Source organism: Marinobacter sp. LQ44, assembly GCF_001447155.2.
In the GTDB taxonomy this organism is placed as follows: domain Bacteria; phylum Pseudomonadota; class Gammaproteobacteria; order Pseudomonadales; family Oleiphilaceae; genus Marinobacter.
Window position 1 is genome coordinate 3,878,022 of sequence record NZ_CP014754.1, and the last position, 21,417, is coordinate 3,899,438.

The 21,417-nt window shown below is 57.0% G+C and carries 16 protein-coding genes and 1 tRNA gene; 15 read left to right on the plus strand and 2 right to left on the minus strand.

The window, feature by feature from the left end:
• Positions 1 to 12 precede the first annotated feature (12 nt).
• Together fixJ and ASQ50_RS17780 are read left to right on the plus strand one after the other, a co-directional pair.
• Positions 13 to 633: a response regulator FixJ gene (gene fixJ, locus ASQ50_RS17775; RefSeq protein WP_058093114.1), complete on the plus strand. Its 621-nt coding sequence runs from the start codon at positions 13 to 15 to the stop codon at positions 631 to 633.
• A gap of 51 nt (positions 634 to 684) precedes the next feature.
• Positions 685 to 2,250, plus strand: a complete 1,566-nt coding sequence (locus ASQ50_RS17780; RefSeq protein WP_058093115.1) for a response regulator — start codon at positions 685 to 687, stop codon at positions 2,248 to 2,250.
• Positions 2,251 to 2,297: 47 nt separating this feature from the next.
• On the opposite strand, the gene ASQ50_RS17785 is transcribed toward ASQ50_RS17780, so the two are convergent.
• Positions 2,298 to 3,170, minus strand: coding sequence for a MaoC family dehydratase (locus tag ASQ50_RS17785; RefSeq protein ID WP_058093116.1), 873 nt, complete (start codon positions 3,168 to 3,170; stop codon positions 2,298 to 2,300).
• Positions 3,171 to 3,417: 247 nt separating this feature from the next.
• Here ASQ50_RS17785 and ASQ50_RS17790 point away from each other — a divergent pair, with 247 nt between their 5' ends.
• Positions 3,418 to 4,449 carry an AraC family transcriptional regulator gene (locus tag ASQ50_RS17790; protein WP_058093117.1) on the plus strand — a complete coding sequence of 344 codons (1,032 nt, stop codon included), beginning with the start codon at positions 3,418 to 3,420 and terminating at the stop codon, positions 4,447 to 4,449.
• A 122-nt stretch (positions 4,450 to 4,571) separates the two neighbouring features.
• Positions 4,572 to 4,648, plus strand: a tRNA-Asp gene (locus ASQ50_RS17795).
• A gap of 23 nt (positions 4,649 to 4,671) precedes the next feature.
• On the opposite strand, the gene ASQ50_RS17800 is transcribed toward ASQ50_RS17795, so the two are convergent.
• A complete protein-coding gene (locus ASQ50_RS17800; RefSeq protein WP_058093118.1) occupies positions 4,672 to 5,715 on the minus strand; it encodes an AraC family transcriptional regulator in 1,044 nt (347 codons plus the stop codon).
• 140 nt (positions 5,716 to 5,855) lie between these two features.
• Between ASQ50_RS17800 and ASQ50_RS17805 the strand changes: the two genes are divergently transcribed.
• The 11 genes from ASQ50_RS17805 (at position 5,856) to ASQ50_RS17855 (ending at position 21,260) form a co-directional block, all read left to right on the plus strand.
• Entirely contained in the window at positions 5,856 to 7,919 is a 2,064-nt protein-coding gene (locus ASQ50_RS17805; protein WP_058093119.1) for an NADPH-dependent 2,4-dienoyl-CoA reductase, read from the plus strand.
• Between the two features lie 139 nt (positions 7,920 to 8,058).
• Complete coding sequence (locus ASQ50_RS17810) at positions 8,059 to 9,288, plus strand: hypothetical protein (RefSeq protein ID WP_058093120.1); 1,230 nt, start codon at positions 8,059 to 8,061, stop codon at positions 9,286 to 9,288.
• Between the two features lie 112 nt (positions 9,289 to 9,400).
• Positions 9,401 to 10,285, plus strand: a complete 885-nt coding sequence (locus tag ASQ50_RS17815) for an NAD(+) kinase (protein ID WP_058093152.1) — start codon at positions 9,401 to 9,403, stop codon at positions 10,283 to 10,285.
• A 2-nt stretch (positions 10,286 to 10,287) separates the two neighbouring features.
• Positions 10,288 to 11,301, plus strand: coding sequence for a metallophosphoesterase (locus tag ASQ50_RS17820; RefSeq protein ID WP_058093121.1), 1,014 nt, complete (start codon positions 10,288 to 10,290; stop codon positions 11,299 to 11,301).
• 2 nt (positions 11,302 to 11,303) lie between these two features.
• On the plus strand, positions 11,304 to 11,993 hold the full coding sequence (locus tag ASQ50_RS17825; protein WP_197492793.1) for a rhomboid family intramembrane serine protease: 690 nt from the start codon (positions 11,304 to 11,306) through the stop codon (positions 11,991 to 11,993).
• A 175-nt stretch (positions 11,994 to 12,168) separates the two neighbouring features.
• Complete coding sequence (locus ASQ50_RS17830) at positions 12,169 to 12,468, plus strand: YeaC family protein (protein ID WP_058093123.1); 300 nt, start codon at positions 12,169 to 12,171, stop codon at positions 12,466 to 12,468.
• Positions 12,465 to 13,301: a DUF2797 domain-containing protein gene (locus ASQ50_RS17835; RefSeq protein WP_058093124.1), complete on the plus strand. Its 837-nt coding sequence runs from the start codon at positions 12,465 to 12,467 to the stop codon at positions 13,299 to 13,301. The genes ASQ50_RS17830 and ASQ50_RS17835 overlap by 4 nt, the downstream gene beginning before the upstream one ends.
• Before the next feature lie 30 nt (positions 13,302 to 13,331).
• Positions 13,332 to 15,974 carry an aminopeptidase N gene (pepN, locus tag ASQ50_RS17840; protein ID WP_058093125.1) on the plus strand — a complete coding sequence of 881 codons (2,643 nt, stop codon included), beginning with the start codon at positions 13,332 to 13,334 and terminating at the stop codon, positions 15,972 to 15,974.
• Positions 15,975 to 16,151: 177 nt separating this feature from the next.
• A complete protein-coding gene (locus ASQ50_RS17845; protein ID WP_058093126.1) occupies positions 16,152 to 17,540 on the plus strand; it encodes a DUF1329 domain-containing protein in 1,389 nt (462 codons plus the stop codon).
• Between the two features lie 140 nt (positions 17,541 to 17,680).
• Complete coding sequence (locus tag ASQ50_RS17850; protein ID WP_227513203.1) at positions 17,681 to 18,829, plus strand: WD40/YVTN/BNR-like repeat-containing protein; 1,149 nt, start codon at positions 17,681 to 17,683, stop codon at positions 18,827 to 18,829.
• Between the two features lie 46 nt (positions 18,830 to 18,875).
• Entirely contained in the window at positions 18,876 to 21,260 is a 2,385-nt protein-coding gene (locus tag ASQ50_RS17855; RefSeq protein ID WP_058093127.1) for an efflux RND transporter permease subunit, read from the plus strand.
• Positions 21,261 to 21,417 lie beyond the last annotated feature (157 nt).

Consider the following 21,417-nt stretch of genomic DNA (forward strand, 5'->3'; position numbering starts at 1 on the left):
GAAAACAGATCCATGACTGATATCCAGCAGACTGTGTATGTGGTAGAGGACGACGAGGCCGTCCGCGATTCACTGGAATTGTTGCTGAAATCCGATGGCAAGCCGGTGAAAACCTATGAAAGCGCCGGCTCTTTTCTGGCAGATTATTCCGACCAGATGGCCGGCTGCATTGTGCTGGATATCCGTATGCCGGGTATGGACGGCATGGAACTGCAGAAAAAACTCAACGACAAGCATTCAATCCTGCCGATTATCTTCGTGACGGGGCATGGCGACGTTCCCATGGCCGTCGATGCCATGAAGGAAGGTGCCGTCGACTTTATCCAGAAGCCCTATCGTGAAGAGGCGTTGCTGGAGAAGATCGAGGCGGCGCTGGAGCAGGATCGTGAGCAGCGGAAATCCCTGGATGAGCGCCAGGAGATTGTTCGCCGTATCAAGAGCCTGACCCCCCGCGAGCGTGAAATCATGGATCGGATGATTGCGGGCCAGGCCAATAAGGTGATCGCCATCGAGCTTGAGATCAGCCAGCGCACCGTTGAGATTCACCGGTCCCGTGTGATGCACAAGATGGGCACCCATTCATTGGCACATCTGGTGCGTATGGTTCTGTCCGTAAAGGAACTTATCGACTAGGTCTGTCGGTGTCGTCATCATACAACGACGTTTTTAACCGGCCATGTTTCTATGACTGAAGTTGTCAGTGAGAACTCCGAGGTGACGGTTCTGCTGGTTGATGACAATCCGCAGAACCTGAAAGTCCTGTACGAGACCCTGAAAGACAAAGGTTACCGGCTTCTGATCGCCAACGAAGGCGAGAAAGCGCTGGACCTTGCCCACCGCCATCATCCGGAAGTGATTCTGCTGGATATCATGATGCCGGAAATGGACGGCTATGAGGTGTGTGAGCGCCTGAAAGCCGATCCGGAAACATCAGATTGCGCCGTTGTATTCCTGTCAGCCCTGGACGACCTGCAGGCCAAGGTGAAAGGCTTCAGCCTGGGTGGTGCCGACTACATCTCCAAGCCGTTCCAGTCTCTGGAAGTGATTGCAAGGGTTAAAACCCACGCCCAGGTGATTCGCCTCGAGCGGGAACTCCAGGCCCGGAACCGCGAGCTGCAGAGCGATCAGGCGCGGATTCTGAACTCCATCAGCGAGGGCATCTACGGCCTGGACGAGAATGGCATCATCGAATTTGCCAATCCCGCAGCCGCCATGATTATGGGGTGCCCGGCGGAAGACCTGATCGGTAAGAGTTTTTTCGAACTGCACTTTTCGACAGCAGCGGAGTGCCAGGACAGCCTGCCGGTGATGGCCACCTGCCGGCAAGGTGTGGCGGAAAACCAGCGTGATATCCGGCTGTTGCGACCTGATGGCAGTGGCTTCCCCGCGGAGTATCGTTCCACCCCCAAACTGGATGACGGCGAGTTGCATGGCGCGGTGGTTGTGTTTAGGGACATTACCGTGGAACTGGACAACGAACTGGCCCTGGAGGAAGCGAGGGCCCTGGTTCAGGAACAGCGGGATCAACTGGCCCACACATCACGCCTGACCACCATGGGTGAGATGGCCGCAGGGTTTGCCCACGAGGTCAACCAACCGCTGACCGCTATCACCAATTATGCCCGGGTGTCCAAGCGCATGATGGCCAAGGAGCAACCAGACCTTGTGTTGCTTCAGGAAACCCTCGACAAGATCGAAGCACAGTCGCACCGCGCCAGCGAGATCATTCGCCGCATCCGCCGATTCATGAAGAAGCCCGCCACCGGTAAAGAAGTGCTGTCTGTTCCGGTGCTGCTTGAGGATACCCGGCAGTTTGCGGAAGTGGATATGAGGAACAACGAGGGCGGTATTGATGTCCGCGTTGAAGATAACCTGCCAGACGTACTGGCGGACCCGATTCAGGTGCAGCAGGTTGCCCTTAACCTGATCCGTAATGCCCTTGAAGCCACTCGCAGTGCTGATTCATCCACGCCTGTGGAAGTCAGTGCCCGCCGGTGCGGTGACCAATGTGTGCGCATTCAGGTGCTCGATCACGGGGTGGGTGTGCCGGAGGATGCCGAGGAAAAGCTGTTTCATCCCTTCTACACCACCAAGGATGAAGGCATGGGCATTGGCCTGGCCACCTGCCGGTCCCTGATTCAGGCCCAGGGTGGCGACATTGGCTATGAGCGTCCGGAAGAGGGTGGCGCCTGTTTTTACTTTACGCTGCCTGTTGCCAATGCTGAGGGGCAGCCCTGCGCCGCAGATTGAGCATCGATCTGGCGGTGTGCGGCCAGATCGATGTGTTTATCCCGCCGTTATAACCATTCAATACGACCACTCAGGTGTGGCGCATCGCCTTTGCTGTTCAGGAGCTGGTAATCCCAGGCGTCGCTGGCGGTCTGCCAGTTCAGTTGGGCGGTGCCGGGCAGAAACAGGGGTTTCTTGAACTGACAGCTCACCCGCACAGGGCCGGATTGCCAGTCAGCCTGCTGTTCCAGCAATGACAGCGCCCGGGCTTTACTCCACATGCCATGGGCGATGGCCCGTGGGAAGCCAAAGGCTTTGGCACTCAATGCGTGCATGTGAATCGGGTTGCGGTCCCCGGATACCTGGCCGTACCGTCGCCCGAGGTTCTCCGGTGCGGTGATGGACTCGCTGAACGGATAGGTTTCGAGTTTGGGCGGTTGCGCTTTCGGCTTGCCACTTTCAGCAGTTGCCATCCGGAACAGGTTGGTGCTTACCTCCTCCCAGATCAGCCGGCCCGCAGAGCGCGCCTCGGTGATCAGGTCGAACTCGATGCCGCGCTCCGTGCTCTGCTGATTGCCCAACGTAACCCGGATATCCAGGTTTTCGCCGGTCTGGATGGGTCGGTGTTGGGTGATGGTGTTGCGCAGATGCACCAGGCCCAGTAAAGGCAGCGGAAATCGTTTGTCGGTCAGCAATTTCAGGTGCAGAGGGAAAGCAAGGATGTGCGGCCAGGTCATGGGCAGGCTGGAGCCAGGCTTGAATCCGCACACGTTAAGATAGCGGGACAACATCGGCGTGTCGGTCGCCACGCCCAGCAGCTCAGCCAGCAATTCCGGGATCTCAGTGTTGGCGCCGGGCTTGTGTGATTTTGGCAGCAGTGCTCTGCCGAACATGGGCAGCAGCGAGGGTGGGGTGCTGCGATAAATCAGTGGTTCTGTCATGGTATTCATCTCCCTTGTTGGCCTGCTCGGCCGGGTAGTTTCCCGTGCATCAGTAACGTAATTACCGATTTTCTCTACATTCTGGTACAACTGTCTGCCTGTGGCCTGATATGCTCTAATGTAAGACGAAAGTCGTGGCGGCCTCGCAGTCTGGCAAACCCCTCCAGATCGGGCATTGACCCGCCGTGCCATGAGCACTGTCCGGTGGGTCAAAGTAGTAACCATATAAATAAAATAGCGGGATACTATGCAGGAACTACGTGATGCGGGCGTGATGTTGCGCCTGATTTATGAGGCGATGAAGAAAAAGGGTATCGATACCGATGCCATATTCAGCCGCCTCGGCGTTGACGAGAACTACGTCTACACAGACCAGCTTCGCACTCCCCACAGCGCCCAGCTTTACTTCTGGCAGGTGGTGGAGGATGTCTCCGGCGACCCGGACATAGGCCTGCACCTGGGGCCGCTGTTGCCCGCCTACAAGGGCCAGGTTCTCGAATACCTGTTTCTCAGCAGCCCAACCTTCGGAGAGGGACTGCGCCGGGCTCAGAACTATCAGCGCTTGCTGAGCGATGCCGCCAATACCGATTTCTTCATTGAAGGCGAAGAAGCCTGCATGGTGCTGGACGCCGCCTCCGATGAGATTCGCAAGCTCAAGCACTTCAATGAATGTTTCGTACAGGGGCTGATTACCTTCTTCAAGTCCATCACCGATGGCAACTTCTACCCATCACGAATCGAGTTTGAGCACGGGCGCGAGCAGGGGGCCGAGCACGTGCGCGAGGTTCTGGGTTGTAACGTGGTTTTTGGCGCAGAAGAAAACCGGTTGTATTTCCCCGCTGCGATGCTGTCCCACGCCTCTCCCCACGCCGAACCGGAACTGTTAGCGCTGCACGAGCGCTTTGCCAGTGAACAGGTGGCGCGGCTAGAGAAAAAAGACATTGTCGGTCAGGTGGAGCGCATCATCGCCGAGCTGCTGGACAGCGGCGAGGTGACCCTGGATGCCGTTGCAGAACGGCTGGGTATCAAACCAAGAACCTTGCGCACCCGGCTCACCGAGGCGGAAACCAGCTTCAACCAGGTGCTGGCGGATTTCCGGTATCGGCTGGCGCGGCAGCTCCTTGCGACCACCGATGAGTCAATTGATGAAATTGTGTATCTCACCGGTTTTTCCGAACCCAGTACGTTCTACCGGGCGTTCAAGCGTTGGTCTGGCATGACCCCCATCGAATACCGGAAGACGGCCCAGGGCAAAGATGCCATGGTTGACGCCATGTAACCGGGGGTTGGAAAAATCTGGAAAAAAGTTCAGTAAAAGCGTTGACATAAACGGGGGGCTCTTTATAATGCGCCCTCGTTGTCACCGAGCAGTCAGCAAACGGGCTGTTAGGCAGCAAACGCGGAGCGGTAGTTCAGTTGGTTAGAATACCGGCCTGTCACGCCGGGGGTCGCGGGTTCGAGTCCCGTCCGCTCCGCCATTTTTATCCCCCCTTGCTTTACCTTAGATATTCCCCTTGATGTGTTTCCGGTATTCTCCAGGGCTTATGCCATACCAGCGCCGATAAGCCTTATGAAAGGCTGGTGGGTTAGCGAACCCCAAGAGCCAGGCGATTTCCGAAAGCGAACTGTTGGTCTCCTGCAAATAGTCTTGTGCGAGTTGTCGTCGAGTGTTGTCCAGCAACTCCCGAAAGCCGGTTCCTTCACTGGCAAGCTGTCGTTGCAGTGTCCAGGGCGTTGTTCCCAGTCGGTTGGCCAGGGTTTCAATGGTGGGTGTTTCTCCCCGCAATAACGGCGTCATCAGGTACCGGGCCCTGTCAGCCACACTCCAGCCTTTGCGAATCTGCTGCAGCTCCTGTTCACACCAGGCGGTCAGTTTTTCGTGCATACCTTGGTGCGCCTGACTCGGAGCCTGAAGCCAAACGCTCTCTTTCAGACGAATCGAGTTTTCCTTCGCGCCGAATTCCACGGGGCAACGAAACCAGCTCTCGAATACCTCGTCCAGCCCGATCGAGGGATACTCAATACGCACCCGTTCAAGTACGTCATAGCGGCCGGTCATGTGTCTGATCAGTTGGGTCCAGGCGGCAAGGATGGAGTCCACGACAAAGTAGTTGTACTGGTTGTATGGACTGATCGAATAGAAGCAGGCCTTACGATGTTCAGCCGCCAGGCTTGGCTCGCCTCTGGAGTTCCGGCTGCTTAGCAGCGCATACCGTATCAGTGTGGCAAGGGACTGGTGTACGGTGTTGGCGGTTTCTGCGGCCAGGCCGGCAATGCCAGCGTCGATGGGGCGGGTCAGGGCGCCCATACGCAGGCCCAGGGCGGGGTTGCCCGTTGTGGCGATGGCAGCCTGGCCCAGGCGCATGAACCTGGGAATGCTGATGCGTCCTTCCGGCGCGGCCAGCTCAGGGTCGTTCAGATGGAACTGGGATTTTAGCCTTTCGGCATCACCTCCCTCGGCCTCAGTGGCGCGCAGCAGCACGGAAGCATAGAGCAGGCTGATGTCGCCCAGCGAATTCTGGTTGGGTCTGGGTTTATTGGTCATGATCGTATTATCGGTGTTATCCAGAGATAATAAAATGTTCTTTTTGGATATTGTTGCGCTGGCGGGAGCTGGGTAGTGTAGGGGCCATAACAACGGGCGCGATGGTTGCCCCGATCCTACAATCGATGAGGAGATTACCAATGGCTGCATCACCGGGCGTGAGCAAGTACCCCCACCTGCTTGAACCACTGGACCTTGGCTTTACCACTCTGCGTAACCGCACACTGATGGGTTCCATGCATACCGGCCTGGAGGAAGTGAAAAACGGATTCGAGCGTCTGGCTGCGTTTTACGCCGAGCGTGCCCTTGGTGGCGTTGGCCTGATTGTAACCGGTGGCATTGGCCCGAACACCGAAGGTGCGGTGTTTCAGCACGCAGCCAAGATGAGTACAGAAGAGGAGTCCGACAAGCACAAGGTGATTACCCAGGCGGTGCATGAGGCCGACGGCAAAATCTGCATGCAGATCCTGCATGCGGGCCGTTACGCGTATTCCCCTGAGCTGGTTGCACCTTCAGCTATCCAGGCGCCGATCAACCCGTTCAAGCCCAAAGAACTGGACGAAGCCGGTATCCAGAAGCAGATCGACGACTACGTGAACTGTGCCGCCCTGGCGCAGCGCGCCGGATACGACGGCGTGGAGATCATGGGTTCCGAGGGTTATTTCATTAACCAGTTCATCGTCAAACACACCAACCACCGCACCGATCAGTGGGGTGGCAGTTACGAGAACCGCATTCGTCTGCCCATTGAAATTGTTCGCCGGGTTCGTGAGCGCGTGGGCGAGAACTTTATCATCATCTATCGCCTGTCCATGCTTGACCTGATCGAAGACGGCAGTACCTGGGAAGAAGTGGTGCATCTGGCCAAGGAAATCGAGAAGGCTGGCGCCAGCATTATCAACACCGGTATCGGCTGGCATGAGGCCCGTGTGCCGACCATCGCTACCTCTGTGCCCCGTGGCGCCTTCACCAAGGTAACGGCCCGCCTCAAGGGTGAAGTCAGTATTCCGCTGGTAACCACCAACCGGATCAATATGCCGGACGTTGCCGAGAAGGTTCTGGCAGAAGGTGATGCGGATATGGTGTCCATGGCCCGCCCATTCCTGGCAGACGCTGACCTGGTGCGCAAAGCTCTGGAAGATCGTGCCGAGGAGATTAATACCTGTATCGGCTGTAACCAGGCCTGTCTTGATCACACGTTTAGCGGCAAGCTGACGTCCTGTCTGGTCAATCCCCGTGCCTGCCACGAAACCGAACTGGCGTACGTGAAGACGGCTACGCCGAAGTCGGTTGCGGTGGTTGGTGCTGGCCCCGCAGGCCTGGCGTTTGCCTCGGTTGCCGCCGAGCGTGGGCATAAAGTCACTATCTTTGACGCCGGCAGCGAGGTGGGCGGCCAATTCAATGTGGCCAAACGCATTCCGGGCAAGGAGGAGTTTTACGAAACCCTGCGCTACTTCCGGGTGATGCTCGACAAGCACGGCGTTGACGTGCGCCTGAACACTCGCGTTACGGCAGAGGATCTTAAGGCCGGTGGCTTTGATGAGGTGGTCCTGGCCACTGGCGTGGAGCCACGCACACCGGAGATCGAAGGCATTGATCACCCGAAGGTGATTGGCTACCTGGATGCGCTGTTGGAGCGCAAGCCGGTTGGCCAGAAGGTAGCTGTCATCGGTGCGGGAGGTATCGGCTTCGATGTGTCTGAATTCATCGTCCACAAGGGTGAATCGCCTTCGTTGAACACCGAGCACTTCATGAAGGAGTGGGGCGTGGATCTGACGGTTGAACATCGTGGCGGTATTCAGGGTGTTCAGCCTCAGGTGCCTGAGCCTGCGCGGGAGGTCTACCTGCTGCAGCGCAAGGCCTCGAAAGTTGGCAAGAACCTGGGCAAGACCACCGGCTGGATTCATCGTACCTCTCTCAAGCACCGCAACGTGCAGATGGTGCCCGGCGTCAGCTATCGCAAGATTGATGACGAAGGCCTGCATATCACCATCACACCGAAAGGTGCCGAGCAGGGCGAGGATAAAGTGTTGCCGGTGGATACCATCATCGTGTGTGCTGGTCAGGAGCCGCTGCGTGAGCTTCAGGCAGGCCTGGAAGCAGCCGGTTTGCCGGTGCACCTGATTGGTGGTGCGGATGTGGCCGCCGAGCTGGACGCAAAGCGGGCCATTGATCAGGGTAGCCGCCTGGCAGCGGAGATCTGATCACAAAACGTTGCAGTTTTTCTCTGTGTTTCGGTTAAGGTCTGGCTAGACTATGGAGTTGAAGAGCGGGAGGGGGATGGAACTCTCTTCCCGCATCGGGCGTCTATAACAAGAGTTTTCCGAAGTATGGAGAAAGTGAATGGTTAATGCCGGGCAGGCAGCCGAGGGTTACGCGGCGGTTTTCTTTATGGAGGGCAGTCAGGTTGCCCGGCAGATGCGGTTGTCTGAATTCGGCGCGTTTCTGGATGGTTATGTTGGCCTGTCTGATCTTGTCGAGACAGATGTTCGGGCGGTGCTGGTAAACCTTTCACCGGAGTTGACGGTTCGGTCGCTGGTTTTCTTCCGTATCTGGTTTGATGACGAGGGGCGGGCCGACAGCCACTGGAACGTGCCTATCGAGGCGTTGGCAGAGAAAGGCGCCAAGGGGCCGGATATGGGCGGCGGTGCTATCCGGCTGGTTTGCCGGAGCCAGTGCCCTGATCCGGCATTTGCCCAGGAGCTCTGGGACCCGGACATGACGCCGGGCAGTAACCACTTCCAGTTGATCCGCAAAGCGGTTGAAGCCAACGCTTTGCGTTTCCAGAAAGTGGAACCGGAAGAAGAGAATATTCCGGTTCTCACCACGGCGAGTGTGGATCAGCCAGTCGAGGATAACCGCGACCGGGCCCGCGTTGCCCAGATCCTCCGTGAACAGCGGCTCAGGATCAAAACCCTCCAAAGTGTGCACCGGGATTCCCTGGCAGACCTCCAGCGTGAGCATCGCCTCGAAATGCAGGCTTTGCGCAGCGAAATGTCAGATCTGGAGCAGCGATACGAACGCACCCGGATCAGCAATGAACAGCTCAAACAGCGCCTGGCTCGGCGCAACGAACAATATCTCTCCATGCAGGAAAAAATGGCGGAGGGCGATGCCCGCCAGCGTAAGGACGTAAATGCTGACGCCGAGACCGTTCTGCTGCATGAACAGCTGGAGCGCAAGCAAAGGGAGCTGGAGCTTCGGGATGACAAAATTGTTGCCCTTGAGCAGGAAAACCACGAGCTTCGCCACCAGGTTCCACCCGAGGATTCGCTGCTGGAACAATTGCAGAGCCAATCCGTATTCCTGGTTGCCTATCATCCCGGCGTGGGTCATATCACACTGCCTTACGACGATATCGATACCTATTTTGGTAATCCGGTGGCCTATGCCGCCGAGCGTTGCGGTATGAACGAGCCGGCCTACAAAGACTGGCTGGCACACTACGAGCACCCGGTTTGTCGCCACGTGGATAGTGACGGAAATGCCTGCGGTGAGCCGATCATGCGTGTGACCCAGCCGGCGGAATTCCAGCCAGGGGTAGATGATCATTGCGAGCAGCACCGGTCCTGACGCGGATCTTTTTTCAGTATCTGCCTGAGATTCGTTAAACTGTGGCTCTGTTCGTTACAGAACAGGAGGGGCCATGCCTTTCCTGTCTCATTCAGACACCACGGGATACTTCATGGATCAGTTCAGGAATATCGGCATTGTCGGGCGCATGGGCAGCGTCAAGGTGGTTGAGTCTCTGCGGCAGCTCAAGCAGTATCTGACGGCCAACAACTACCACGTCATCATCGAGGAAGACACCTCCACCATGATTCCGGGCCATGGCCTGCAGGTCGCCAGCAAAAAACTGCTGGGCGAAATCTGCGACCTGGTTATCGTCGTGGGCGGGGACGGTAGTTTGCTGGGTGCCGCCCGTGAACTGGCCAAATCCAAGATCCCGATTCTGGGGGTCAACCGCGGCCGCCTGGGCTTCCTGACGGATATTTCTCCATCTGACCTCGAAGAGCGCCTGGCCCGGGTGCTTGAGGGTGAATATATCGAGGAATCGCGGTTCCTGTTGGATGGACATGTGGAACGCAATGGCCAGCCCCTGGGCTACGGTTCTGCCCTGAACGATGTGGTGCTGCACCCCGGTAAGTCTACCCGGATGATCGGTTTTGACCTGTACATTGATGGCCACTTTGTTTACAGCCAGCGTTCCGATGGTTTGATTGTTGCGACGCCCACTGGCTCAACCGCCTATTCCCTGTCAGCAGGTGGTCCCATCATGCACCCGAAACTGGATGCTGTGGTGCTGGTGCCCATGTTCCCGCATACCCTGAGCAGTCGCCCGATCGTGGTCGATGGCAAGAGTGAAATCAAACTGGTGATTGGTGAAACCAACGAAACCTACCCGCAAGTCAGCTTTGATGGCCAGATGAACATTGCCTGTGCGCCCGGGGATATCATCCGAATTACCAAAAAGCCGTTCAAGATCCGTCTGATCCACCCGACCGATCACAATTTCTATGCCACCTGCCGTGACAAGCTGGGTTGGGCAAGCGAAATAGCAGCGAGTTGATTATGGCGGGACAGACTTCAACCGCGAGCCGCGGTTACGACATTATTGGTGACATTCACGGTTGCGCCCACACCCTGGAGCGTTTGCTCCAGCAAATGGGGTATCGTAAACAGAACGGCATTTACCAGCATCCCCGGCGCCAGGCCATTTTTATTGGCGACATCATCGATCGGGGCCCAAGAATCCGTGAGGCCTTGCATCTGGTTCGGGACATGGTGGAGCACGGTGCCGCCCGCATCGTTATGGGCAACCATGAATACAATGCCCTTGGCTACTGCACCCGGGCTCGGCCGGGCAGTGGCAAGCAATTCCTGCGCGAGCACAACCCTCGCCATGACCGCCTGATCAAGGAAACCCTCGAGCAGTTCGATGCGTATCCCCATGAGTGGAACGATTTTCTGGAGTGGTTTTACACCATTCCGCTGTTTATCGAAGAGGAGCACTTCCGGGTGGTGCATGCCTGCTGGGATCAGGATCTGATCGACAAGTTCCGGCAGATTCAGGGCGGTGCCTGCATTGATGAAGACTTTCTTCATGCCTCGGCCGCCATTGAATCTTTCGCCGGCCAGGTGATGGACACCTTGTTGCGTGGCACTGACTTGCGCCTGCCGCCCGGGGTCAAGATTACCGGGCGGGATGGCTATGTTCGGGAATTCTTCCGCACCAAGTTCTGGGCCGACAACCCAAAAACATACGCCGATGTAGTTTTCCAGCCAGACCCATTACCACCGGAAGTGGCGTCCATGACCTTGCGGGAGGATGAGCGCAAACAGCTGATTACTTACCCGCTGAATGCGCCGCCGGTCTTCGTCGGGCATTACTGGATGGATGGTGAGCCGGCGCCCTTGAAGCCGAATGTGGCCTGTATCGATTACAGCGCCGTAAAATACGGCAAGCTGGTGGCCTATCGGCTGGATGATGAAAAGGCACTTTCCCGCGACAAGTTTGTCTGGGTAGAGGTGGATCGCCCCGAGCAGCCGGATTATCCCACCAGTGAAGACAGCGTGGCGCGCTAAGTATCAGCGAGGTTAGTTTGGACCAACATACATCATCTCCGATTACCCCCAGCGGGCGCTGGCAGCCGGCTCCCCGGCATGCACCGTTTGTTGTGAGCATGATCGGCATCGCCGTTGCCATGGTGTGGCTGACTTCCATGGGGCAGAACCCCTTGGCCGCGGCCATGATGATCGTCGATCCGAGGCACTATTCCTGGGACGTGTTCAGTTCCCTGGGCGGGAGGCTGGATGCGCTTTCTGCGACAGTGGCAAGCGGGCAGTTGTGGCGCCTGATTTCACCGGATTTCCTGCATTTCAGCTGGACCCACATCATTTTCAATTCGGTCATGCTCTGGTTTCTGGGCAGCCAGATTGAATGGATTGATGGTCGCGCTCGCCTGGTGGCGCTGTTTCTGGTAACCAGTCTGGCCGCCAATCTGTTGCAGTATCTGGTGTCTGGCCCCCTGTTCGGAGGCTTGTCGGGTGTCGTTTATGGCATCCTTGGTTACTGTTGGCTGAGCCAGCAACGCCGGCCCAGGTTCCAGTTTCCACCGGCGTTGGTCACCTTTGCCCTGGTGTGGATGGTGATCGGCTTTACGCCTATCCCGGAAATGATTGGTCTGGGCCGGATGGCTAACGAGGCTCACCTGGGAGGCTTTGTGGGTGGTCTGGCGGTGGCAGCGGTGATGCCCGCCCGGGGGCGGTTTCGGTGAAGGCATAAAAAAGCCCCACCAAATGGTGGGGCATTAAAAGAGCTTTTAGCTCCTGATGAGAGAGACCAAATGATACGACCGTCGTCATTTGGTGAGGTAATGATAATTGTTATCATTTACATCTGTCAAACGGATTTGCCGATTTTTTTATGAATGATTTTTCAGGAGGTGGGTAATGACCTACGACGAACTCATTGAGCGGCTGGATCCGACTGTATACCGGAACCTCAAGCAATCTATCGAGCTTGGTAAGTGGCCTGATGGAAGGGCAATGACCCGCGAGCAGCGGGAAATCAGCCTGGAAGCGGTTATCTATTACGAGAACAAACACAATGTGCCCGAAGAGCAGCGGGTGGGCTATCTGGACCGGGGCGAGAAAGCCGGTACTGCCTGTGATCCGTCCGTGCAGTTTCGTAAAGATCGCCAGAACGGCAACGATGTGGATCCAGACCAGTTTGTTGAGGTCAAGGTTTGAGCGAGTCAATTGATGTAACCGGCCGCTTGCGTAAGATGCCGGCGCAAGCTGGCGATCCGGTGGCCTACACCCTGGCCGTGGGTGACACCCGCATTCCCCTGAACGACCTGATTGGCCAGAAGGTGCGACTGGACTTTGACGGTGTGATTCGCTGTATCCACTGTGACCGCGCCACCAAGAAGAGTTTTAACCAGGGCTACTGTTATCCCTGTTTCCGCAAACTCGCTGCCTGTGACAGTTGCATCATGAGTCCTGAGAAGTGCCATTACCATCTGGGTACCTGCCGGGAGCCCGAGTGGGGCGAGGCGAATTGCATGGTGGAGCACGTGGTCTACCTGGCCAATTCCAGTGGCTTGAAGGTGGGTATTACCCGGGGCTCGCAAGTGCCGACTCGCTGGATCGACCAGGGCGCGGTGACAGCCATTCCCATGCTGAGGGTAGCCAGCCGTTACCTGTCCGGTCTGGTGGAAGCAGCGTGCAAGAGCCATGTGGCGGATCGGACCAACTGGCGTGCGATGCTCAAGGGTGATGTGCCAGAGCTGGACCTGGTTCAGGAGCGCCGGAAAATGCTGGAACTTATTGAAGACGAGTTGGCGCAAATACGGGCTCAACATGGTGAGGACAGTATCCGGGTTGTGGACGAGGCCTCACTGGGGCTCGGTTATCCGGTTCAGGTGTGGCCGTCGAAAGTGAAAACCCATAATCTGGATAAAACCCCGGAAGTCGAAGGGCTGCTGGAGGGGGTTAAGGGCCAGTACCTGATGCTCGATACCGGTGTGATCAATATCCGAAAATTTACCGGCTACGAAGTCCGGTTCCGGGTTCTTGACTGAGCGCGGAAGTTTACCGTCTGGAGAGTGTGAATGCGTACCAACCAGCCACAAACCATCTACCTGAGCGAGTACCAGCCGCCGGCGTATCTGGTGGATCATGTTAACCTGCGCTTTGAGCTGTTTGAAGATGGCGCGCGGGTGCACAGTACCTTGTCCATGCGCCGCAATCCCGCCGCCATGCAGAGTGGCTCCACACTGGAACTGGATGGCGACAGTCTAACCCTGGAATCACTGGCTCTGAACGGTCAGTCCCTGGCCAGTGATGAATATCGAAACGAGGGCGACAAGCTGGTAATTCCGACCGTGCCAGAGGCTTTCGAACTGACCGTAGTCACCTGGATCGAGCCGCAGAACAACACTCGCCTGGAAGGGCTGTACAAATCATCGGGCATGTTCTGCACCCAGTGCGAGGCCGAGGGCTTCCGCTGCATCACCTATTATCCGGATCGGCCGGACGTGATGGCGCGTTTCCAGACCCGCGTTGAAGCCGATAAATCCGCCTACCCGGTATTGCTGTCCAATGGTAATCCTGTTGAGCAAGGTGATCTTGAGAACGGCCGTCACTTTGTCACCTGGGAAGACCCATTCCCGAAACCAGCCTACCTGTTTGCGTTGGTGGCGGGCGATCTCGTTGAGAAACGAGACACCTTTACAACCTGTTCCGGTCGCAACATAGATCTGCGTATCTACGTGGAGGCGCGCAACGCACGCAAGTGCGATTACGCCATGGATGCGCTCAAGCGTTCGATGCGCTGGGATGAAGAGGTGTACGGCCGTGAGTACGATCTTGATATCTTCATGATCGTGGCAGTGGATGATTTCAATATGGGGGCCATGGAAAACAAAGGCCTGAACATTTTCAATTCATCCTGCGTGCTTGCCAGCCAGGACACGGCCACGGATGCCGCTTTCCAGCGCATCGAGGCCATTGTTGCCCATGAGTATTTCCATAACTGGTCCGGCAACCGGGTTACCTGCCGTGACTGGTTCCAGCTAAGCCTGAAAGAAGGCTTTACGGTGTTCCGGGATTCCCAGTTCTCGGCGGACATGGGGTCGCCCACCGTCAAGCGCATTGAAGACGTTACCCTGCTGCGCACCGCTCAATTCGCCGAAGATGCCGGCCCCATGGCCCATCCGGTCCGGCCGGCCTCGTATATGGAGATTTCCAACTTCTACACCCTTACCATTTATGAGAAAGGGGCGGAAGTTGTGCGGATGATTCACAACCTACTCGGCGCCGAGCTGTTCAGGAAGGGCAGTGACCTCTACTTTGACCGCCACGACGGCCAGGCCGTCACTACCGATGACTTTGTTAAAGCCATGGAAGACGCGTCGGGTCGCGACCTGGGCCAGTTCCGCCTGTGGTACGAACAGGCGGGCACGCCGGTGTTGGCGGTATCGGATCATTACGATGAGGTGCAGGGTGTGTACCGCCTGGATATCCGGCAGTCGGTTCCGGATACGCCCGGACAGTCCGGGAAAAAGCCGCAGCATATTCCGTTTGCGATCGGCCTGCTTGATTCCGAAGGGCAGCCGCTGCCTCTGAATATGGGGGCGGAGGACAGCAACGGTCCCGCTGAGCGGGTGCTTGAACTGACTGAGACGCAACACAGCTTTGAGTTCCATGGACTCAAGGAGCGGCCGGTGCCGTCGTTGCTGAGGGATTTTTCCGCCCCGGTGAGGGTTCATTACCCCTGGACCCGCGAACAGCTGTTGTTCCTGATGAGTCATGATCCGGATGGCTTTAACCGGTGGGATGCTGGCCAGAAACTGGCGGTCGATGTTATCCAGTCATTGGTTGACGCGCCTCAGGGCACGGAAATTGAACCACGGCTGGTGGAAGCCTATCGCCTGTTGTTGAACGATACCGAGTTGGACCAGGCGCTTGTGGCCAAGATGCTGCTGTTGCCTTCGGAAGCCTATCTGATTGAGCTTTCCGAGCAGGCCGATGTGCCGGCCATTCATGACGCCCGGGAGCAGGTTCTGACGCATCTGGCCCAGGCGCTCCGCGATGACCTGTTGGCCTGTTATCAGCGCAACGCTGGTCAGGGCGATTACCAGCTGACGCCGGGTGCCATCGCCCGTCGCAGCCTTCGTAATACAGCGTTGGCGTGGCTGCTGCACATTGATGATAAGCAGGGGCGGGCGCTGGCCGTTGAGCAGTTTGAGCAGGCGGATAACATGACGGACCGGCTCGGCGCTTTGCGTGCCCTGGTAAATTCCGGTTTTGAATCGGATCGGATCAGGGCCCTGGCAGAATTCTTCGAGCGTTTCCAGGATGACCCGCAGGTGGTTGAACTCTGGTTCTCGGTGCAGGCGTCCAGCGACCGGGCAGGGCAGTTGCCGCAGATCCAGGCATTGTTGGAGCATCCGGCCTTCGACTGGAAGAACCCCAACAAGGTGCGTTCTGTAGTCGGGGTGTTTGCTGGCCAGAACCTGGCAGCTTTCCATAAGCCGGGTGGCAGTGGTTACCGGTTCCTGGCGGACCAGGTGTGTCGACTGGACGACAGCAACCCGCAGATTGCTGCCCGGTTGGTGTCTCCGCTTACCCGGTGGAAGAAGTTTTCACCGCAATACAGCAGTCAGATGAAGACCGCCCTTGAGCGGATTCGTGACAAAACCGAGCTTTCACGAGACGTGTACGAGGTGGTTCACAAGAGCCTGGCGGACTGACCCAGGCTCGTACCCTGGCTGTGATTGTAAAGCCGTCGTCACAGCCAGATACAAAATCGCACTTTCGGTCGATAGACAATGTTGCTCAATCGGCTAACCTGATGGAAAGTCTGCGATTACGTCAGACCATAACAATAAAGCCCTGTAGAGGCTCCCAGACGGATTTAAGGTTGCACAATGAGATACAACAAGAACGCATTTTTTGGCGGGCTGCTTGCGCTTTCGTTTGCAGCTGCGCCGGTTCACGCCGCTGTGTCTGCCGCTGAGGCAAGCCGCCTCGGTCAGGACCTGACGCCCTTCGGGTCCATCAAGGCTGGCAATGAAGCTGGTACCATTCCTGCCTGGACTGGCGGGCTGACAGAGCCCCCGGCTGGTTATGAAGGCAGTGGGCAGCACCACATCAACCCGTTCCCGGATGATGAGGTGTTGTTCACTATTACCGCCTCCAATATGGAACAGTACGATGAGTACCTGACCGATGGCGTCAGGGCCATGCTCCGTACCTACCCAACTACTTTCCGTATTCCGGTGTACCAGTCGCGCCGCACCCATGCCGTGCCCGACTGGGTTGCCGAGAATACCCGCAAGAACGCAGTCAACGCGGAAATCGTCGGACAGGCCGAGGGGTTGAGTGGGGCGTTTGGCGGCTACCCGTTCCCAATCCTGCACGGTACGGATGAAGAAAAGGCCTGGCAGGTGGTCTGGAACCATCTGACCCGCTGGCGCGGTGTTTCCGTGACCCGTCGTTCCAGTGAAGTGGCGGTTCAGACCAACGGTGATTATGGTCTGGTGACCTCGCAGCAGGAAGCCTTTTTTAACTTCTACAACCCGGAAGGCAGCGAGGCCGATCTCGACAACGTCATTTTCTACTACCTCTCGTTCACCCAGTCTCCGCCCCGACTGGCCGGCGGTGCTATTCTGATTCACGAGACACTCAACCAGATTATCAACCCGCGTAATGGTTGGGGCTACAATGCTGGCCAGCGGCGGGTTCGCCGTGCACCGAACCTCGGGTACGATTCCCCGATCGCGGCGGCTGATAACCTGCGCACCGCGGATGACACCGATATTTTTAACGGTGCCATGGATCGCTACAACTGGAACTACGAGGGTATTAGGGAAATATACATCCCTTATAACAACTACCGGATTGGCGAAAGAGGCACACCGTATTCCGAGGTTCTGGGTATTTCCCACCTGAATCCTGATCTGACCCGCTGGGAGCTGCACCGCGTGCACGTGGTAGAGGCTACCCTCAAGGAGGGCGAGCGGCACATTTACGGCAAGCGTCGTTTCTATGTGGATGCGGACAGCTGGAATACCGTGCTGCTGGACCAGTACGACGGTCGTGGAGAGCTGTGGCGTGTGACCATGGGCATCCCCAAGAACTATTATGAGCTGCCCGGCGTGTGGACAGTGCTGGACGTATACCACGACCTTCAGGCTCGCCGTTACCACGTGCTGGGTCTGGATACGGAAGAATCCGGTACTCGGGTGTTTACCGACGACGTACCGAATAAACGTTATTTCTCACCGGCCTCGCTGCGCCGGCGGAGTGTACGCTAAGGACTCGGCGCACAGTCTTATCCCGGAGTGGCAGTAGTGGTACCAGAGATACCGGCGGCCTCATGGCTGCCGGTTTGTTTGTGCTGCTGCGAGGCTCAGGGATAACGCAACAAGATACAATCAACGTAAAGGCAATTTGAATGGCTAATAGGTTCATATGCGAGACACTGGGGTCTGCCTGTCTGGGGTTCTCCATGGTACTGGCAGCCCCCGCGGCATTTGCGGTGCCAGATATTCTTGAAACTCCTGCCCGCCCGACACTGCTGGCGCCGGAATCGTTGCTGAACGACGCAACCCGTGCCGGCGAGCGGATTGTTGCTGTTGGAGAGCGTGGGCACGTGATCTTCTCGGATGATGAGGGGCGTACCTGGGTGCAGGGCGCCGTGCCGGTTTCCGTGACACTCAATGCTGTGGACTTTGGCACCGAGCAGCACGGCTGGGCGGTTGGCCATAGTGGGGTGGTACTGCACTCCTCGGATGGTGGCGAGAACTGGACCTTGCAGCTTGATGGCATCCAGGCAGCCGAATTGGCCATAGAGAGCAAACAAGCGCAGATTGCCGAACTCGAGGAGCAGATTGAGCAGGCACCTGAAGACGAAAAGACGGACCTTGAATGGGCGCTGGATGATCTCTTTTTCACCCTGGAGAACATGCAGGCGGATATGGATGTCGGGCCGGTTAACCCGTTCCTGGATGTCTGGTTTGAAGATGACAGCCACGGTTTTGTGGTTGGTGCTTACGGCATGATCCTGAGAACCCAGGACGGCGGTGAAACCTGGGAAGACTGGGCGCCGAATCTGGATAACCCACAGAGTTTTCATATTAACAGCATCACCCAGGTTACCGGTGGTGCCCTGGTAGCAGTTGGTGAAGCCGGGCAGATCCATGTGTCCGTGGACGGTGGCGATACCTGGGAACGCCGTGAAAGCCCCTATGAGGGATCTTTGTTTGGGGTTATGGGAACTGGCCAGGTTAACGAAGTCTTGACGTTTGGTCTGCGGGGCAACACCTTCCGCTCGACCGACCTTGGCCGCAGCTGGACAGTGGTTCCCAACGAGGGCGGCGCAACCATTAATAACGGTGCGGTTGCAGACGACGGCAGGATTACCCTGGTGGGCAATGGTGGCGCCGTGCTTATGAGTACCAATGGCGGCGAGAGCTTCCGGGTGTACTTCCGGAACGATCGGGAAGGTGTGATGGCCGTTGTTCCCCTGCAAGGAACCAATCTTCTTCTGGTTGGCGAGGGCGGTGTCAAGTTCACCGACGCTCGTGGCCGGAATCCGAATTAACGCCCTGGTGTGGCATCAACAGATTAATGGATAGAGGGGCTTTTTAATGTCTAACCCGATGCACGACAGGGGTGAACATTACCTGACAACGCCAAAGGCGGAGCCGTTTCTCGAGCGGCTGATTTTCAATAACCGGGCACCGATCCTGGTTGCGTTTTTCATTCTGACGCTGTTCCTTGGCTATAACGCCGTCAAGATCCAGCCAGATGCGAGTTTCGAGCGGATGATTCCGCTTGAGCATCCTTACATCGTCAATATGCTCGAACACCGGGACGATCTGGAGAACCTCGGTAACTTTGTCCGGATTGCGGTGGCCGTGGAAGAAGGCGATATCTTTACCGCTGAGTACATGGAAACCCTGCGGCAGATTACTGACGAGGTGTTTTACCTGAATGGGGTAGACCGTTCCGGCCTCAAGTCGCTGTGGACCTCCAACGTACGCTGGGTAGAGGTAACAGAGCAGGGCTTTCAGGGTGGCACGGTCATTCCTGACGGCTACGACGGTTCTCGTGAAAGCCTGGAGCAGTTGCGCCAGAACATCCTGCGTTCCAACGAAGTAGGGCGCCTGATTTCCGATAACTTCCGTTCCTCCATCGTTTACGCGCCACTGTACGAGAAGAACCCGGAAACCGGAGAAGCGCTGGATTATGGTGAGTTCTCACGCCAGCTCGAAGAAAAGATTCGCGATAAGTACGGAGCGGAAAATCCTAACATCAATATCCACATTGTCGGTTTCGCCAAGAAAGTGGGTGATCTGATTGAGGGTATTGCCTCCATTGCCTGGTTTGCGGGGATCACCATCCTGCTGACCACGCTGCTGTTGTTCTGGTACTCCCGTTGTATCGCAGGCACCCTGGTGCCGGTGTTCACATCGATCATTGCGGTGGTCTGGCAGCTTGGTACCCTCAAGCTGCTGGGTTACGGGCTGGACCCATACTCGGTGCTGGTTCCGTTCCTGGTCTTCGCGATCGGTATCAGTCACGGCGTGCAGATCGTCAACGCCATGGCCGTCGAGGCAGGTAAAGGCTTTGATGCCATCACCTCGGCCAGGCTTGCGTTCCGGGCCCTGTATATTCCGGGCATGCTGGCGCTGATTTCCGATGCCTTCGGCTTCCTGACCCTGGTGTTTATCGAAATTGACGTTATCCGTGACCTGGCCATTGCGGCCGGTCTGGGTGTGGCGTTCGTGATCATCACCAACCTGGTGCTGCACGTACTGATTATGTCTTACATCGGCATCTCCAAGGGCGGTGTCCGGCATGTGCAGAATCACGGGGAAAAACAGGATCGCAAATGGCGGGTCATGTCGTACTTCTCCCATCCAGGCGTTGCGCCGATTTCCCTGCTGATTGCGGTGATTGGTCTTGGTCTGGGTCTTTACTACAAGCAGGACCTCAAGGTTGGTGACCTGGACGAAGGTGCGCCGGAGCTGCGCCCGGATTCCCGCTACAACAAGGATAACTCCTTCATCATCAACAACTACTCCACCAGTGCTGACGTTCTGGTGGTGATGGTGAAAACCCAGGAAGAGCAGTGCACCCAGTACAACGTATTGCGCGCGATGGATCGCCTGCAGTGGGAGCTGCAGAACACTCCGGGCGTGCAGAGCTCTGCTTCCCTGGCGGATGTTTCCAAGATGGTGACCAAGGCGCTGAACGAGGGTAGCTGGAAGTGGTACGAGATCTCCCGTAACCAGACCATCATCAACGCTTCTATTCGTGAGGCCCCGGCAGGCCTGATCAACACCACCTGTGACCTGACGCCGGTGCTGGTGTTCCTGGAAGACCACAAGGCGGAAACCCTGCAGACCGTGGTTGACCGTGTTGAGGAGTTTGCCGATAACTTCAATAACGACGAGCACACTTTCCTGCTCGCCGCAGGTAACGCCGGTATTGAGGCCGCTACCAACGAAGTTATTGCTAATGCCAAAGACATCATGTTGCTGCTGGTTTACAGCGTGGTGAGCTTGCTGTGTTTCCTGACCTTCCGGTCGATCCGCGCGGTGGCGTGTATCGTGATTCCGCTGGGCCTGACCTCCATCCTGTGTGAGGCAATCATGGCGGTCTCGGGTATCGGTATCAAAGTGGCGACTCTGCCGGTGATCGCATTGGGGGTAGGTATCGGTGTCGACTACGGTATCTACATCTACAGCAAGCTGGAGAAGTTCCTGCTGGAAGGCAAGACACTCCAGGACGCCTACTACGAGACCCTGCGCTCAACCGGTAAGGCGGTTATCTTTACCGGTGTGACTCTGGGTATTGGTGTGGTGACCTGGATCTTCTCGCCGATCAAGTTCCAGGCGGATATGGGCTTCCTGCTGTTCTTCATGTTCCTCTGGAACATGGTGGGCGCCATTTGGCTTCTGCCCGCACTGGCGCGCTTCCTGTTGCGCCCGGACAAAATGCTTGCCAAGGCAAGAGCGGCGAAATAATCGCCGGAACTGCAAAAAAGCCCGCACTCGCGGGCTTTTTTGTTGCTGGGTCAGGCGGTTAGCGAGCTAATGCACTCTTTATTTATGGCCCGAAGTGGTCTATGTTCTTAAACGACCGGGATGTTTGCCCGCACTTTGAGACGGGCAACTGACAATA